The organism is Sporomusa sp. (assembly GCF_035561255.1).
Taxonomy (GTDB): Bacteria; Bacillota; Negativicutes; order Sporomusales; family Sporomusaceae; genus Sporomusa.
On record NZ_DATMXX010000415.1, the window covers coordinates 1 to 14,473 of the forward strand.

The 14,473-nt window shown below is 47.0% G+C and carries 17 protein-coding genes; 1 reads left to right on the forward strand and 16 read right to left on the reverse strand.

Annotated elements, in window-relative coordinates:
* The 10 genes from VN379_RS24030 to citD form a co-directional block, all read right to left on the reverse strand.
* Positions 1-381: hypothetical protein (locus tag VN379_RS24030; protein ID WP_325538615.1), on the reverse strand; the 381-nt coding region annotated here is incomplete at its 3' end.
* Positions 382-400: 19 nt separating this feature from the next.
* Positions 401-550 (reverse strand): hypothetical protein, encoded by a 150-nt coding sequence (locus VN379_RS24035; RefSeq protein ID WP_325538617.1) that lies wholly within the window; start codon positions 548-550, stop codon positions 401-403.
* A 253-nt stretch (positions 551-803) separates the two neighbouring features.
* Positions 804-1,223 carry a LuxR C-terminal-related transcriptional regulator gene (locus tag VN379_RS24040; protein WP_325538619.1) on the reverse strand — a complete coding sequence of 140 codons (420 nt, stop codon included), beginning with the start codon at positions 1,221-1,223 and terminating at the stop codon, positions 804-806.
* 722 nt (positions 1,224-1,945) lie between these two features.
* Complete coding sequence (gene mutT, locus VN379_RS24045) at positions 1,946-2,332, reverse strand: 8-oxo-dGTP diphosphatase MutT (RefSeq protein WP_325538621.1); 387 nt, start codon at positions 2,330-2,332, stop codon at positions 1,946-1,948.
* A gap of 110 nt (positions 2,333-2,442) precedes the next feature.
* A complete protein-coding gene (locus VN379_RS24050) occupies positions 2,443-2,703 on the reverse strand; it encodes an iron chaperone (RefSeq protein ID WP_325538647.1) in 261 nt (86 codons plus the stop codon).
* 476 nt (positions 2,704-3,179) lie between these two features.
* Positions 3,180-3,554, reverse strand: a complete 375-nt coding sequence (locus VN379_RS24055) for a type II toxin-antitoxin system death-on-curing family toxin (RefSeq protein ID WP_325538623.1) — start codon at positions 3,552-3,554, stop codon at positions 3,180-3,182.
* Positions 3,554-3,727, reverse strand: a complete 174-nt coding sequence (locus VN379_RS24060) for a DUF2281 domain-containing protein (RefSeq protein WP_325538625.1) — start codon at positions 3,725-3,727, stop codon at positions 3,554-3,556. The genes VN379_RS24055 and VN379_RS24060 overlap by 1 nt, the downstream gene beginning before the upstream one ends.
* A gap of 181 nt (positions 3,728-3,908) precedes the next feature.
* A complete protein-coding gene (citF, locus tag VN379_RS24065) occupies positions 3,909-5,456 on the reverse strand; it encodes a citrate lyase subunit alpha (protein ID WP_325538627.1) in 1,548 nt (515 codons plus the stop codon).
* Positions 5,456-6,364 (reverse strand): HpcH/HpaI aldolase/citrate lyase family protein, encoded by a 909-nt coding sequence (locus tag VN379_RS24070; RefSeq protein ID WP_325538629.1) that lies wholly within the window; start codon positions 6,362-6,364, stop codon positions 5,456-5,458. The genes citF and VN379_RS24070 overlap by 1 nt, the downstream gene beginning before the upstream one ends.
* A 1-nt stretch (position 6,365) precedes the next feature.
* On the reverse strand, positions 6,366-6,650 hold the full coding sequence (citD, locus tag VN379_RS24075; RefSeq protein ID WP_325538631.1) for a citrate lyase acyl carrier protein: 285 nt from the start codon (positions 6,648-6,650) through the stop codon (positions 6,366-6,368).
* Positions 6,651-6,805: 155 nt separating this feature from the next.
* On the opposite strand from citD, the gene VN379_RS24080 reads away from it, so the two are divergent.
* Positions 6,806-7,675 carry a LysR family transcriptional regulator gene (locus tag VN379_RS24080; protein ID WP_325538633.1) on the forward strand — a complete coding sequence of 290 codons (870 nt, stop codon included), beginning with the start codon at positions 6,806-6,808 and terminating at the stop codon, positions 7,673-7,675.
* Positions 7,676-7,715: 40 nt separating this feature from the next.
* On the opposite strand, the gene VN379_RS24085 is transcribed toward VN379_RS24080, so the two are convergent.
* The 6 genes from VN379_RS24085 to VN379_RS24110 form a co-directional block, all read right to left on the reverse strand.
* Complete coding sequence (locus tag VN379_RS24085; protein WP_325538635.1) at positions 7,716-8,330, reverse strand: RraA family protein; 615 nt, start codon at positions 8,328-8,330, stop codon at positions 7,716-7,718.
* A 32-nt stretch (positions 8,331-8,362) separates the two neighbouring features.
* Positions 8,363-9,142 (reverse strand): aldolase/citrate lyase family protein, encoded by a 780-nt coding sequence (locus VN379_RS24090; RefSeq protein WP_325538637.1) that lies wholly within the window; start codon positions 9,140-9,142, stop codon positions 8,363-8,365.
* A gap of 45 nt (positions 9,143-9,187) precedes the next feature.
* Positions 9,188-11,119: an aconitate hydratase gene (locus VN379_RS24095; RefSeq protein ID WP_325538639.1), complete on the reverse strand. Its 1,932-nt coding sequence runs from the start codon at positions 11,117-11,119 to the stop codon at positions 9,188-9,190.
* Between the two features lie 32 nt (positions 11,120-11,151).
* Positions 11,152-12,675, reverse strand: a complete 1,524-nt coding sequence (locus VN379_RS24100) for a tripartite tricarboxylate transporter permease (protein WP_325538641.1) — start codon at positions 12,673-12,675, stop codon at positions 11,152-11,154.
* A gap of 13 nt (positions 12,676-12,688) precedes the next feature.
* Positions 12,689-13,132, reverse strand: coding sequence for a tripartite tricarboxylate transporter TctB family protein (locus VN379_RS24105; protein WP_325538643.1), 444 nt, complete (start codon positions 13,130-13,132; stop codon positions 12,689-12,691).
* A gap of 73 nt (positions 13,133-13,205) precedes the next feature.
* Positions 13,206-14,234, reverse strand: coding sequence for a Bug family tripartite tricarboxylate transporter substrate binding protein (locus VN379_RS24110; RefSeq protein ID WP_325538645.1), 1,029 nt, complete (start codon positions 14,232-14,234; stop codon positions 13,206-13,208).
* Positions 14,235-14,473: the final 239 nt, after the last annotated feature.

Sequence of the window (14,473 nt, forward strand, 5' to 3'; positions counted from 1 at the left end):
GTTATCCGGGCTTAGCTGTGCAAGCTCTAGATAGATGAGCTGGCCAAGGGCATCACATTCCTCGATGCCAGTCAACTCCGTTACCTGATTTGTTACAGTCACTGCGGTTTGCACTACCGTCCAGCCAATGGTGAGTTTATACGTGTATTCCTGCAATTCCAGCCCCTCTGATTTAGCCCCCGGATAGAGAATAATCAGCGGGTACTGATCTGCGGTTGGCGGTATTTTACCGTTAGTACCGACGAAGATATTAGGCGCCTTGTTATAATGGGTTGTACAAAAATCTTGTATGGGCTGACTGGCTTGCAAAGCATCCCGCCATTTACTGATAATGTCGCTTAGTTTCAGTGTGGGAATCATGGATTCACTTCCTCTCTTCACTTGTGGTTAGGCCGCCTTGTCAGGGATTTGTGGCAAATACACCCATTTGAACCATTGCGCATTTGCCTGTGTCACCGGTAATAATCCACCAGGCGCAGGCCTCCTCCAGGCATTGACAAAACGACACCAGATTATTCTCTGGTTTAAGACAAAGTAAAGGACAATACATATTTTTCACCTCCTATTCTTTATCCGTACTCAAATAGTAAAAAAGGGTTAGGTACAAAATTAGATATATTCAAGCAAAAAATCTTGAAGTAGATTGTGAGTGTAAAACCGGCGATTACTCCGGGCCCAGGAAATATCCAGGGTGTTTAGCTGCCTGTGCAAATTTCTAGCCTTTTCTTTTGCTTCTTCATCAGAAATTCTGGAGTCCTGAAGCCGATATATGTCCTCTAACATCTCCAATGAGTAATATTTCTTCATTTTTTTGCACCTCTTTCTCTACTGTGGGAAGTATTGAGGTAAGCTGTTAACCGCAAGACCGCTTCCTGAATATGGAACTTTACCGTTACCGGCTTGATGCCCAGCATTTTGCCAATCTCCTCTACTTGATATCCCCCTTTCAGTAACTCAAACACGGTCAATTGCCGCGGAGATAATACAACTACTCCCTGATCAATATCGGCGAGCACACACACAATGTCATCTTTACCGTGTGTAAAGCCACCACCGTTGCTGATTTGTCGATATTGTACAGCAGTTATTTCAGCTGTACTTCTCAATTCCTGGTAACGACGAATAATATTCGCAATCCGCTTTGAATCGTACTCAGTTTCATTTACAACGTATTTCCCCCCTTTTACGTGTTGAGTTACTACAAACTCTGACTTACCGCACATACAAATACCTCCTTAATATGCAAAGCTGCAACTATGTCGTGTAGCATAAATAACATTCTAAGGAATGGCAAATATTTCTTTATCAATATAGCGATTAACTTATTTATGGCAATGCTTATTACTGGAAATAACGTTAGTTTGCATTCGATTGAGAACAGCTGCAATTAAGCAACCGTATTCCTTGTCAGTAAATCTACATTTGCATATTAATTCCGAACAAGAATCTGGAATATCGCCCCAACAACCAACATATGGGCGTTTTTGTTTTACTTTCAGGCACCTTGACTTCACATCAGTATCGCCCTTTCCGTAATCATAATCGCATAAAAAACAAGGAGCCAAGGCATTACATTGCCTTCTGCTCCCTGCATTGTAGCTTTTCTCATTTTCGTATTCGCATTTTTTCTAATCATTCCCCCCTCTTTACAATTTACATGTTCTATCTTTCATTTTGAATTATAAATTTCTGCAAATTTAGTATAAATATTATTTGTTTCTACTTAGATTTTTCTTTCTACTCTTTATCCGTACAGTTTAATGCAAATAGCGATAGGTTTTTTTTATAATTTATCGATATTTTACTCAATCCTCAATATAACCTACCTTAAAAACAGAGAGCTCTGGTATTTGTACCATAGGCTCAGGGGACGATTCTCCCGAGTCCCTCTATACCATTTGCCGAGACGTGGTCATAGTAATTCGATTCCCTACTTAAATCTTGCTCAAACAAGGCTCACCCGTAACCGCTCAACAATGGGTATATCTGCTGGCGCAAAGTTCAAATTACTTAACTCAGCAAACGTAACCCACTTTACCTCATCATGAAATAATGCCTGAACTTCCCCGCCGGTCAGTTCAGCCCAAAAGGCCAGCAAATGAACACTCTTTTGTGGGTACTTATAAGTGCTTTCAGTAAAATATCTGCCGACCTTAATTTCAATACTTAGCTCTTCCAATATTTCTCTGCGTAAGCACTCTTCTGGTGCTTCACCTGGTTCGATTTTACCACCGGGAAATTCCCATAACCCCGCAAGATGATCATTGGCAGGGCGTCGTGCGATCAATATGCGATTACCACGTCTGATCAAAGCAGCTGTCACTTCTATCATAAGTCGCCTCCAACTAGCTGATATCGATTAGATCCTCATACCAAGCAAGCTAAAATGCGGGGACAGAGCATTTGTTTCCATTTTGCATAATCCTGACTGGCCATTTCCCTCTAATTCTTCTTTTTCAGCCTGTTTGCTGCTAATTTTGTATTCTCAGTAACTCTAAATTTGACTACCCTGCTTATTAAATCATAAGGCAATAGCTTGTCTAAAGGAAACTGTACTGATCCTTTTGCTCCTTTATATTCCGATAATTCATGTTTAAATGCGTCAATTCCACTAGGACCTGGATAAAACCCAATATGATTTTTATGAGCAGCAAAATGAACCAGATTTCCATGCAACGCAAAAGTAGGCATTTGCCAGCTTATCTTTTATTCCGCATCTGGAGCGGCCTCTTTAATGACTTTTCTTAACTTTTTAAGCATTTCCTGAACCGCAGGAGAAAATTGTATATGCATCCATTGATTTAACTGCTGTTTTGTTTCCTTCCATGGTTTCTCCTTTGCAATCTTTAATTTCAGTTAACACCATATATCGTACCTGATTTCTTGTATAATACCCATTGGCCTAACAAAGGATGCACTCCAGATCAGTCATATCATTGGGAGCGGTTTGGTAGTTATATTATACTCTTAGGCAGGCGTAATATAGGACACTAAAAGCACTAAGCATGGCATCGCGAATGGGTTTCTTTCGCTATTGCCATGCTCATTTAATCCTAATGGTCTATGCAGCTAATATTTGCTAGAGAACAGGGAGACAGTACCACCGTCCCCTCGTCTTCCAAAAACACAGGGGAAGCGCTGTGTTTTTCATAGTAGCGGCGTCTCGCCTTTTATCTAGACTACTTATGTTGCTGAATCCAATGAATGATCTCATTCTCACTCAGCGACCCGGCGGCAATCCCCAGCCCTAACTCTATCAATTCACCTTGGCTATAATTCAAACAATAGCCATTAATGCGTAACAATAACAGCATCGTCGCAATACCAATTCGTTTATTTCCGTCAATAAAGCCATGATTATTAATAAGCCCATACGTCGTAGCTGCAATTTTCGATTCAACTGTAGTATGAAGATCTGCACCGTCAAAGCTGACATGTGCACGATTTAAAGCACTTTCTAGCAAGCCCATATCCCTTACGCCATGAGCACCGCCTGTTTGGTCTATAAGCTTACGGTGCAATAGCAGTACATCTGTTAATGATAGTGTACGCATTACTTAGCCAATTCCAGAAATGCCTCTTTGTTTTCGGCAATTACAGTGTCCATCATTTGTTCTAATTCTTGCTGCTGCTTGGCTCGCAGAAACTCTACAAAATCAATGACTTGACGTTTTTTTTCTTCAGGCAATTCCTTAAAGTCCTGTAACAGTTTATCTGCTAAAGTCATGCTTACACCTCCGAGGTATTCCTCTTTATATTATACCCAACCTTACGAACATTTGGTATCATTTTAATACAAATTCGAAGAACTGGACCATTCTATAAAGATAAAAACATCAAAATACCCCACCGTGGGGCCAGTACTGTCCATATTCTTTTTGAATTCCTAATCACCAGGGGTTGCTCAATTATAAAACAGGGCACCTGATTACGTCTAATACTGTGCCATCACGGTATTCCACCACAGCAACCACCTCGTCGCTTATATTCAGCGGTCCTGGTTTACCGCCAAGGTCATAGGCCGTATCCCGGAGTTGTTCTATGGTCATGAGGGGTAGTCCTGATTCCTTGAGATTCTCTATCAGATCCTGGCGTTTGGGGTTCACGGCCACGCCGCGGTCTGTAACAATTACGTCGACCGTCTCACCCGGGGTGGAGATGGTTTGCACAGCGTCTGTGACCATCGGCAGGCGGCCCCTGAGCAGCGGTGCACAGATGATGGTGCATTTTGCCCCGGCCGATGCATCGGGATGACCGCCGAGAGCCCCCATCATGATGCCGTTGGAATCGGTCATTACATTGACGTTGAAATTGATATCTACTTCCGTGGCCCCCAGGACAACATAGTCAAGCTTGTTTACCATGGGGCCTTTATTCCAGGGATTAGCATAAAATGTGCAATCATACTCCTGATGCCGGGGGTTGTCGCGGAGTGATTGAATTGTTCTCGCTTCAAAGCTCTGTACATCAAATAAGGTCCGAATCAAACCTTCATCAAGTAAATCACAGAATGGACCGACGATACCGCCAATCGCAAAGCTTGCGGCAACTTTGTCCCTGAGCATAACCTCTCTTAGGTATTTGCCTGCCGCCACAGTGGCAGCACCTGCGCCTAGCTGCATGCCAAATCCCTCTTTAAAATAGCCCGCATACTCAATGACTTTAGCAGCAAGCTTGGCAATATGGAGATCGCGGGGATTGGAGGTAACCCGCAATGCGCCGGTTGAAATCCCATTTGGATCACCGATGCAGTCAACCTTGACGATATAATCAACCTGGTGCTGGGGAATACTTACCGGGCAAATGGGATGATCCACTAAATTGTCCGTGATTGCCACCACCGTATCAGCCATCCGGCTATCGACCATGGCATACCCCATAGAGCCGCAGGCTGCAGAGCCATGCACACCGTTGATGTTGCCATAGGTGTCACAGGTGGGCGCACCGATAAAGGCGACGTCAATCCTCAGCTCCCCGCTCTCGATGGCCCGCACCCGGCCGCCATGAGAACGAATGATCGTTGGCTTTGTTAATTTATTTGTCGTCAAAAACTGGCCAAGCTTATTTCTCAAACCACTTGTTTCAGCCGCAATCAGGACTCCTTGCTGAAAATAGGGGATTAATTCATCATTTGTATCTAAAAAAGAGCTTGGTGCTAAGGTCAGACCTTTGATCCCTTTTTGGGCAATCGCCGCAATGACCCGATTCATCACATAATCACCGTTACGGAAATGATGATGAAACGAAATGGTCATGCCGTCTTGTAACCCGGCTGCCTCAATTGCCTCATCAATGGATGCCAGCAGTTTATTTTCGCCCGGATATACCGCTTTAAGCGTTGGACCTGCCTTGCGCGCATCTGCCGGCGGCGGGGTTGCAAACGGTCCGGCATAGTTCTTTATCTCCTTATAGCCTTGGATGCTGGCGGGAATCTCCCGGCCTGCTGCATTAATCATCAGCTTACCCCCTTCTGGTAAATGCCGGCGGCGCGGGCATTTGCTAACACTCTCTCGGCTCTTATGACCATGGGCATATCAATCATCTTGCCATCTAAAGCGATAACACCGGAATTATTGGCTGCGGCTTCCTCAAAAACAGCCAGAACCCTGTGGGCGTAGTCAATCTCTTGCGCCGAAGGGGTAAATACCTGGTGGATAATATCGATTTGGCGAGGGTTTATACATGATTTACCGTCAAAACCCAATTCTTTAACCATCGTTACCTCATTGATCAGTGTTTCTTCATCCCGTAAATCGGAGAATACGGAATCAATGGCCTGAATTCCGGCTTCCCTGGCGGCAAATACAATCATACTTCTGGCAACGAACAGCTCCCGGCCGCCGGTAAAGATATTTCCCCGTGTTTTTTCGGTCTTAAGCGAGGCGGCAAAATCTTCGCCGCCAATCGCAATTGCGATCATGCGTGGGCTGGCAGAGGCAATTTCATAGGCGTTGCGCAGCCCCTTAGGGCTTTCAATCGAAACCATCAGCTTAATTGATCCGAGTTCGAAGCCCTGCTGCGCTTCTACTTTTGTTATGATACTATCGATATCCTTAATTTCGTCCCCGCTTTCACCTTTAGGCAAGCGAATATAGTCCGGCTTCGCCGGCAGCAGGTATTCCAGGTCGTCATAGCCCCAGGGGGTACTGATATGATTGATACGCACCCCAATCTCGCACGGAAACGTAAGCTTTTTTAACGCATGATAAACAAGCTCCCGGGCGCTGTCTTTTTCCGAAACAGCTACAGAGTCCTCAACATCGAAAATTACGCTGTCTGCTCCATATATCGCGGCGTTCTGCAGCAGTCCGGGATTATTGCCGGCTGCATACAAAACAGTCCGCCGCAGTCGTTCCTTCAACATATTAGAATCCCCCCTGGCCTGAAGCCCGCTTAATCGCCGTTTTGACCCGGGCTTCTATCGTATAGTCTAAAGCGCCTTTTTCATTGGCGTGTACAATTGCATCCTGGATCCCCTGGTCCTCAAATATCTTTACGATCAGGCTCCTGATGTGTTCCCCATACTGTTGCCTGGTCGGAGTGTGCAGCTCAACCTGGATACCGGCACCCGCTTCTGCAGGAGCCAGCATTATAAGGATATCCGACGATTCAAGCGTACCTGCCTGCGCCGGTTTTAACAGCCTTGTCATGAGTAATCCTCCCTATCTCGCAATTTAGGACACTGTCTGTTCCCCTATTCCTATCAGGATGTTGATCCCTTGTTGGCATAGAGGATTATTTACTGCAATCGCGAATACAACTACAGCGAAACAATAAGTTGGTAATATTCCCAAGGAGAAACAGTATGGATGAACGCGATTGGCTTATCTTTCATGTTCTATATGAAAAAAGAAATATTACCAAAACCGGACAAGTTCTTTTCATTTCCCAGCCTGCTCTTACGACCCGGTTACGCCAGATCGAAGACGAGTTAGGCGCGAAGCTAGTCTATCGATCAGGTAAGGGAATCCATTTCACGTCCCAGGGAGAGTATCTTGCCAAGTGCTCTACAGAGATGCTGACCCGGATACAGGAAATCAAAGACCGGATTACCAATATGCACGAGGGCGTCAGAGGGACTTTACGCATCGCCGCAACACACTATATGACCAAATACAAACTGCCGCGTCTGCTAAAGCTTTTTAAAACCCACTACCCGCAGATGGAATTTAAGGTAAATACGGTCTGGAGTAAAGAGGTTTTAAACCTGGTCAACACCCACGGAGCTCATATTGGGTTCTTACGCGGCGAGTATCCCTGGCCGGACGAAAAGAAACTGCTCTTTGAAGAAACGATGTGCATTGCCTCAAAAGAACCGGTTTCAATCCAGGATCTGCCGCATCTCCCCAGAATAAGCTACCGTACAGATGACGCAGTCCAATTATTAATCGATAATTGGTGGCGGGAAAACTTTACGGTCCCCCCGTTTATCAGCATGGAGGTTGATCGTCTTGACACTTGTAAGGACATGGTCGAACATGGCCATGGGTACGCGATCATGGGGAGCATGATCCTGCTCAAATCAGACGGCGTATATAAGACAGTTATCACAGATCAAAATAATCAGCCTGTCATGCGCCGGACCTGGATGATTTATCAAAAAGAGGCATTATCAATCAATGCAGTCAACGCGTTTGTCGAGTTTTCCGATACAATTGATTATCTGGATCTTTAAGCAGCAACCCTTGCAGGATTACCTCGCAAGGGTTGCTTATTTATTTTGAAAGGCTATTGAGATAGTTCATAGCCGACTGTGCATCCACTAAAACACAACTAGCGCGCGCTTCATCCTGTTGCAGTTTTTTCCGGGCTGCCGCCAAAATAATGCTCGCCTCTGACTGCGGCACAGCAACTACACCGTCAGCATCCCCGATGATTATATCGCCTGGATGGACAGTGGCATTGCCACACGCTATAGGGACATTAACCTCGCCTGCGCCGATTTTCTGACTGCAGGCAACTGTTGTTCCGGTGCAAAAGACTGGAAAATTCATTGCTTTGATACTTTGAACATCACGAATCGTACCATATGCCACCACACCGCCTAACCCGAGAACCTGCGCTAGGCCGATAACAAAATCGCCGGCAACCGCCCTATAGGAGTAGTTCGCGGCATCAATCACTAAGATATCGCCCGGCCGGGCTTCTTTTATAGCTTTTAGCACCATCATATTATCACCGGCCGGCATCTTAACAGTGATTGCCTGTCCGCAGATTCTATCCTCTGCCTTGAGGGGTTTGACGGCGGTGTCAAAATTATTTAATCCCTGCATTGCATCCGATATGCAGGTGGTTGGTAACAGCCCAAACCCGTCAATTGTTGTTTGCATATTCTCCTCCACAATAGCTGCTATCGCAATGACTATAGCTGTAAAACCTTGGCCAGGTTCTTCATTTTAGCAGCGTCTTCGTTGTAGATCCTGCCATAATACTGCTGCTTCAGTTCATACCAGTGGTATTCAAATCGGAGTGCCAGCAAAATGCCTTCTGCCAGCTCCCCCCCGGACTTACCAGTGTCAGCAAACACCACTTTTCTGGTCTCGAAGCCATCCAGCACTCCTTGCAGCTGCTGGAAAAAGGGTATGGACGCTACGGTAGTCCCGCCACCAACAATACAAAGGAGTGAGTGCTGCCTGGCTTTAGTAAATAAATTTCTCGCAATGTCCAGCACTTGCGGCGCGTTAACATCTGTCACACCCAGGGCCTTCACGAGGTCAGTGCGCCCCAGCACAATACCGTGCAACCGGTCAATATTATCAGCGTTCAGGATCTGGTCAATTTTTTCGTACCCGTCGGTTGTTTCAATATTAATAAGCAACTTCATATCAGCCAGTTCATCAGCTGCATATTCAGCTGCAGCCATATCAAGGTACTTTTCCAAAGCAAATCTGGACTCGATCATCGGCGCCATAATACTATTGACACCAAACATTTTGGCCAGCCGGAGGTCTGTCAACGCCTCACAGCCACCGAGTTTTATGGTAAGGCCGACACCGGCGCTGAATACGATCTCCTTGGTGCGGGCGATTTCGTCAAGCCGGATGCCTTCCGCTTCCAGGTTACACTTAACTGCGGTAACGCCATACTGGTGCCGCAGGGTTGTGAGGATTTCCACCAGCTTTTTCTCAAGAGCGTTCATCATTTCCGCCCCTCTCTCTAGCAAAATCACTTTGTGATGGCTGGGTCGCTAGCTGTTCCGTTTTTTGGCTTTCACCTGGTTTAGCCGGCCCCCTGCTTTTATCGATTCCAGATCCTCCTGGCAGAGGGGACAGGCAACAACAATAGTAGCAGCTTTCGTCTCATTCTTAACGATAATGTGCTGTCCTTCAGATAATACTGCCGTATCAAACGTCAGCCGGTCACCCTGGCTGATTGTGTCAAAATCGTCGCTATTCGTAAAAGTCAGCGGCAGGAGACCCCAGTTTACCAGGTTCGCCAAATGCAGCCGGGCAAAGCTCTTGGCAATTACCGCTTTAACGCCAAGGTATCTTGGCACCATAACGGCTTGCTCCCGGCTTGATCCCTGACCGTAGTTGGCACCGCCGACGATCAAACCGCCGCCCGCTTTGCCGGCCCGGTCGGCAAAGGTGTCATCCACCACCTTAAAAGCATGCTTAGAAAGTTCCGGGATGTTCGAACGGATCGGCAAATACAGGGCTCCGGCCGGACAGATATGGTCGGTGGTGATATCGTCCCCGACTTTAACCAGCACCTCGCCGCTGGTGACATCCGGCAAAGCCGGCATTGCCGGGATTGGCCTGAGGTTAGGTCCGCGCCGGATAACGATTGTTTCCGGCTCTGCTGAAGGTTGCTGAAACATATCACGGTCATCGATAAATATGTCAGGCATTTCGTAAATAAACGGCGAAAGCTGTAACTCACGGGGATCGGTGATAACGCCGGTTAGCGCAGACGCAGCTGCGGTCTCAGGTGCAACCAGATAAACCTTATCAGAGGCGGTACCGCTGCGCCCGACAAAATTACGCGGGGTCGTCCGCAGCGAAACACCGTTACTTTGGGGAGCAAAGCCACAGCCATTACAGCCCCCGCAGACAGGTTCAAAAATACGCACACCTGACGCCAGAATTTTATCATGAGCGCCTCTGGCGATGCTCTCGCGAATTACGGTACGGGTGGCCGGGTACAGGCCGGCATCCACATCACGGTGAATAGGCCTGCCATCTAAAACATGCGCAATCGACAACACATCATTGAGCGATGTGTTGGTGCAGCTGCCCATCATTACCTGGTCCACTTTTACCCCGGCCGCTTCCCGCACCGGCACAACCCGGTCCGGCTGGTGCGGCAGCGCAATCAGTGGTTCAAGCAGCGACAGATCGATCTCGATTACTTCATCGTAGACAGCATCGGCGTCTGCCTGCAGCGGCACCCACTGCTCCTCCCGGCGATATGCACGCAGCCACTTGCGGGTATTTTCATCACTGGGAAAAACCGACGTGGTCGCCCCGGTCTCCTGCCCCATATTGGTGATTGAGGATCGTTCGGCAACAGTAAGTGTTGCAACCCCTGGTCCGGTGTACTCGAAAATCTTGCCTACACCGCCCGTAATAGACACACGGCGGAGCAGTTCCAAAATAATGTTTTTGGCCGATACAAATGGCGGCAGCTGGCCGCTAAGACGGACATTGACAATCTTAGGCATTGTCAGGTAAAGGGGTTCGCCGGCCATAGTGATCGCCCCGTCAAACCTGCCCACCCCAATAGAAAGCATGCCAATGCCGCCGGCAGCAACCGTATGAGAATCAGCGCCAATCAGTGTCTTGCCAGGCACTCCCCAATGCTCCAGGTGCAGTTGATGACAAATACCGCTGCCAGGACGGGAACAAATGACCCCGAGCTTTGCTGTTATGTCCTGCAGGAAGCGGTGATCGTCTGAATTCTTGTAGTCGGCCTGAATCATGTTGTGGTCAATATAATGGACAGCCAGCTCGACCTGAACCTTTTCCAGCCCCATGGCCTCAAGAGCCAAATAGGACATGACCCCGTTTACATCATGTGACAGTGTCTGATGAGCACGTATACCGATACGCTGCCCCCTGATCATTTGTCCTGCCACCAATGACTGGCTTATTAATTTTTCGGCAATGGTTAATCCCATCCGGTATCCCTCCAATAACAGCTAACTGCCGGCTAGGCTTCTTCTACAACTACCTTTTTACCCTTGAACTTCATGATGGCCGGCACGGAGACCCATAAGACAGCAATAATGAGGAATATTAATGAAACCGGATCCTTAACGAACATGCTGTAATCACCGTTATAAAGGTTCATGGCCCTGCGCAGATTATTTTCAATCATTGGTCCCAGAATAAGGGATAAAACAACCGGTGCTATTGGATAATCATTTTTTGCCAGGTAGTAAGCGGCAAGACCGCTGCCAATCATCAGCAGCAGATTAAACACGCTGACCTGTACAGCGTAAACACCAAAGACAGAGATGGCAATAATCCCGGGAATCAGGTATTTAGGCGGTGTTTCAATGACTTTGGCAAAGACTTTGACCAGCGGCAGATTTAAGATAAGCAGCATAACGTTGCCGACAATCATGCTGGCAATCAAACCCCAGGCTACCTGCGGATGGTCCTGGAACAGAAGGGGCCCAGGGGTAATATTAAACATAATGAGGGCCCCCATTAAGACGGCGGTGGTGCCTGTGCCGGGTATGCCCAGGGTTAATAGCGGGATCATGGCTCCCCCGGCAGCGCCATTATTGGCAGCTTCGGGTGAAGCAACCCCCTCAATCGCCCCTTTCCCGAAATTCGCTTTATTCTTGCTGAATTTTTTCTCCACCGTATAAGCCATAAACGAGGACAGTGTAGCCCCGCATCCAGGCACCAGTCCTTGAAAAAAGCCTAACAGCGATCCACGCAGGATAGGTATGGTGCTGTCTCTTAAATCCTGTTTGGTCGGCATTACCCTGCCGACTTTAATTGGCTCACCTTTAACATAATCATTGGTGAGAATTGTCTTAAATACCTCGCCCAGGGCAAACATCCCCACAGCCAGTGTCAGGAATTCAATACCGGAATAAAGTTCCGGAAAGCCAAAAGTAAGACGGGCCACTCCCGATATGGGATCAACGCCCACCGTAGACAGCAGTAAGCCCAGTGTGGTCATAATAAAGGCTTTAATCTGCGACTTACCGGCCAGACTGCTTAAGGCGCAAAGCCCGAGAATCATCAGCGAGAATTGGCCGGCAGGACTAAACTTTAAAGCAAACTCAGCCAGTGGTACAGCCATAAATACCAGACCAATGCAGGCAATCAGCCCTGCCACAAAAGAAGCAATGGCGCAAATGGCTAAAGCGGCTCCCGCCCGGCCTTGCTTGGCCATTTGATATCCGTCCAGAGTCGTGCATACCGAGGAGTTCTCCCCCGGCGTGTTGATCAGGATCGCAGTTGTCGACCCGCCGTACATCGCGCCGTAATAGACACCGGCCAATAAGATAATGGAGCTGGTGGCCGCTTGTTCTGCCGGCAGTCCGCTGGTCAGGGTTGCGGTAACCGGAATAAGCAGGGCAACGCCGCTAATCGGGCCGATCCCAGGCAAAACTCCCACCAGCGTCCCAATCAGGCAGCCAAACAAGGCAAAGAAAAGGTTTATAGGCTCTAAGGCCACACTAAGCCCTTGCAGTAAAAATTGTAATGAGTCCAATGCTGATCCCTCCTTAAAAAGGTAGTGGCGGTAATACGCCCAAGAATAGTTCTACATAGAAATAGTAAATGCCACCGGCAAAGGCAGCTGCAATCACTGCCGAAGACAAATATTTTCCTTTTTCCATCGTTTGAAAACCTACCATCAGAAACAGAAAGGTAGAAATAACATAACCGAGGGTCTCGATTAATAACGCATAAAGGATCAGCGACACCAAAATAATGAGGAACTTCTTATACTCAAGCTCTTCTTTTTTAGCAAGAGTTTGAGAGCGGATTGTCACAAAAAGATTTATCGAACTGAGGATGATGAGAATTACCGCCAGGAAGCTGGGAAGCGCTTTCGGCCCAATGGCAATTCCCACATTCGACACCGTTAATGTTTGGGCGTACAGATAAATTGCGACACCTACAACAAGAAAAACTACACTTGCATACTGGTCAAAGGTTTTATTCACGGTGTTACTCACTTTCCTTTCTAAAAACAGAGAGAAGAGCCAGGCTCTTCTCCCTATTCAATACTTCGAGGATTTATTTCGCCATACCTAACTCTTTGTAAATTTCGGTGTAGGTGGCCTCATCAGCTTTGATGAGATCATAGAAGCCTTTAGCATCTTTGTAAGTATAGATAACCCCTTGTTTCTTCAATTCGTCTTTCCATTCCTGAGTGTTGCAGAGTTCTCCTACTTTTTCCGACCAGTATTTCTTAGCCGCTTCAGGTACATCTTTACCGGCAAAAATCCCGCGCCAGTTGGTAGTAACGACATCAAACCCCTGTTCTTTATAGGTTGGGGTGTTTTTCATAACCTCGTCTTCAGCAATCCGGACTGCTGAAGAGACACCCAATACCCGTACCCTGCCAGCCTGAACATATTGTTTAATGGATGACACATCAGATGTCAGCGCATCGGCATTGCCACCAAGCAAGGCTGTTAAGGCTTCACCGCCGCCATCATATGTATTGTATTTCATCGCTTTAATATCGACCCCGGCTTTGCGGGCCAGTAAAACAGAGTTAAGGTGATCCCAGGTTCCGGGAGCGCCGCCACCGCAGAATTGCACACTGGCGGGATTCGCTTTCGCGGCATCAAACAGTTCTTTTAAGGTGTTATATTTAGAATCTGCTTTAACGGCAATAATCCCGTAATCCTCCTGCAGCAGGGCTAAAGGATATACCTGATCAGGACCAATCGGGCTGTTTCCGTCTTTCTTAATATAGTTTAAGATAAAAGGAGTCGATGCGATCATTAATTTATGATCATTTTTACCGTCCTGGGTAGCAAAACTAACAGTGCCTGTAACCTGTCCGCCGCCTGGTTTATTCTCAACCATGATTGGCTGGGTAACGATTTTTTTCTGATCAAAGATTTTAGCCACAGTCCGGGCAACCATGTCAAGCCCGCCGCCGGCACCGGCAACTGCCAGCAGTGTTACTTGTTTCTGCGGAGCCCAGGCTTTCTTGTCGTCAGGAGCTGCTGCCTGTTTAGCACAACCGGCAATGCTGATTACCAGTATGATGGCGACTAGAACCGATAATAGTTTTAATTTCTTTGAAGACATCAATTTCCACACTCCTATTTTTAATATTAATAAAGAACATTGTTGATAAGTAAATTACAGCCTCCCTTCCCAAACCCCTGCTTTTTTCGCGCAATATTCCGAATATTTAGGCGGAAATCTCTGGTTTTTGTTAATACATCTTAGATTGTCGAATGTATAATTCCACTAAGCATCCTTATTTTAAGTTACTCAGGATGTTATTGTCTCCTACTACAATTATAGTTAAAATCTGCGATGAT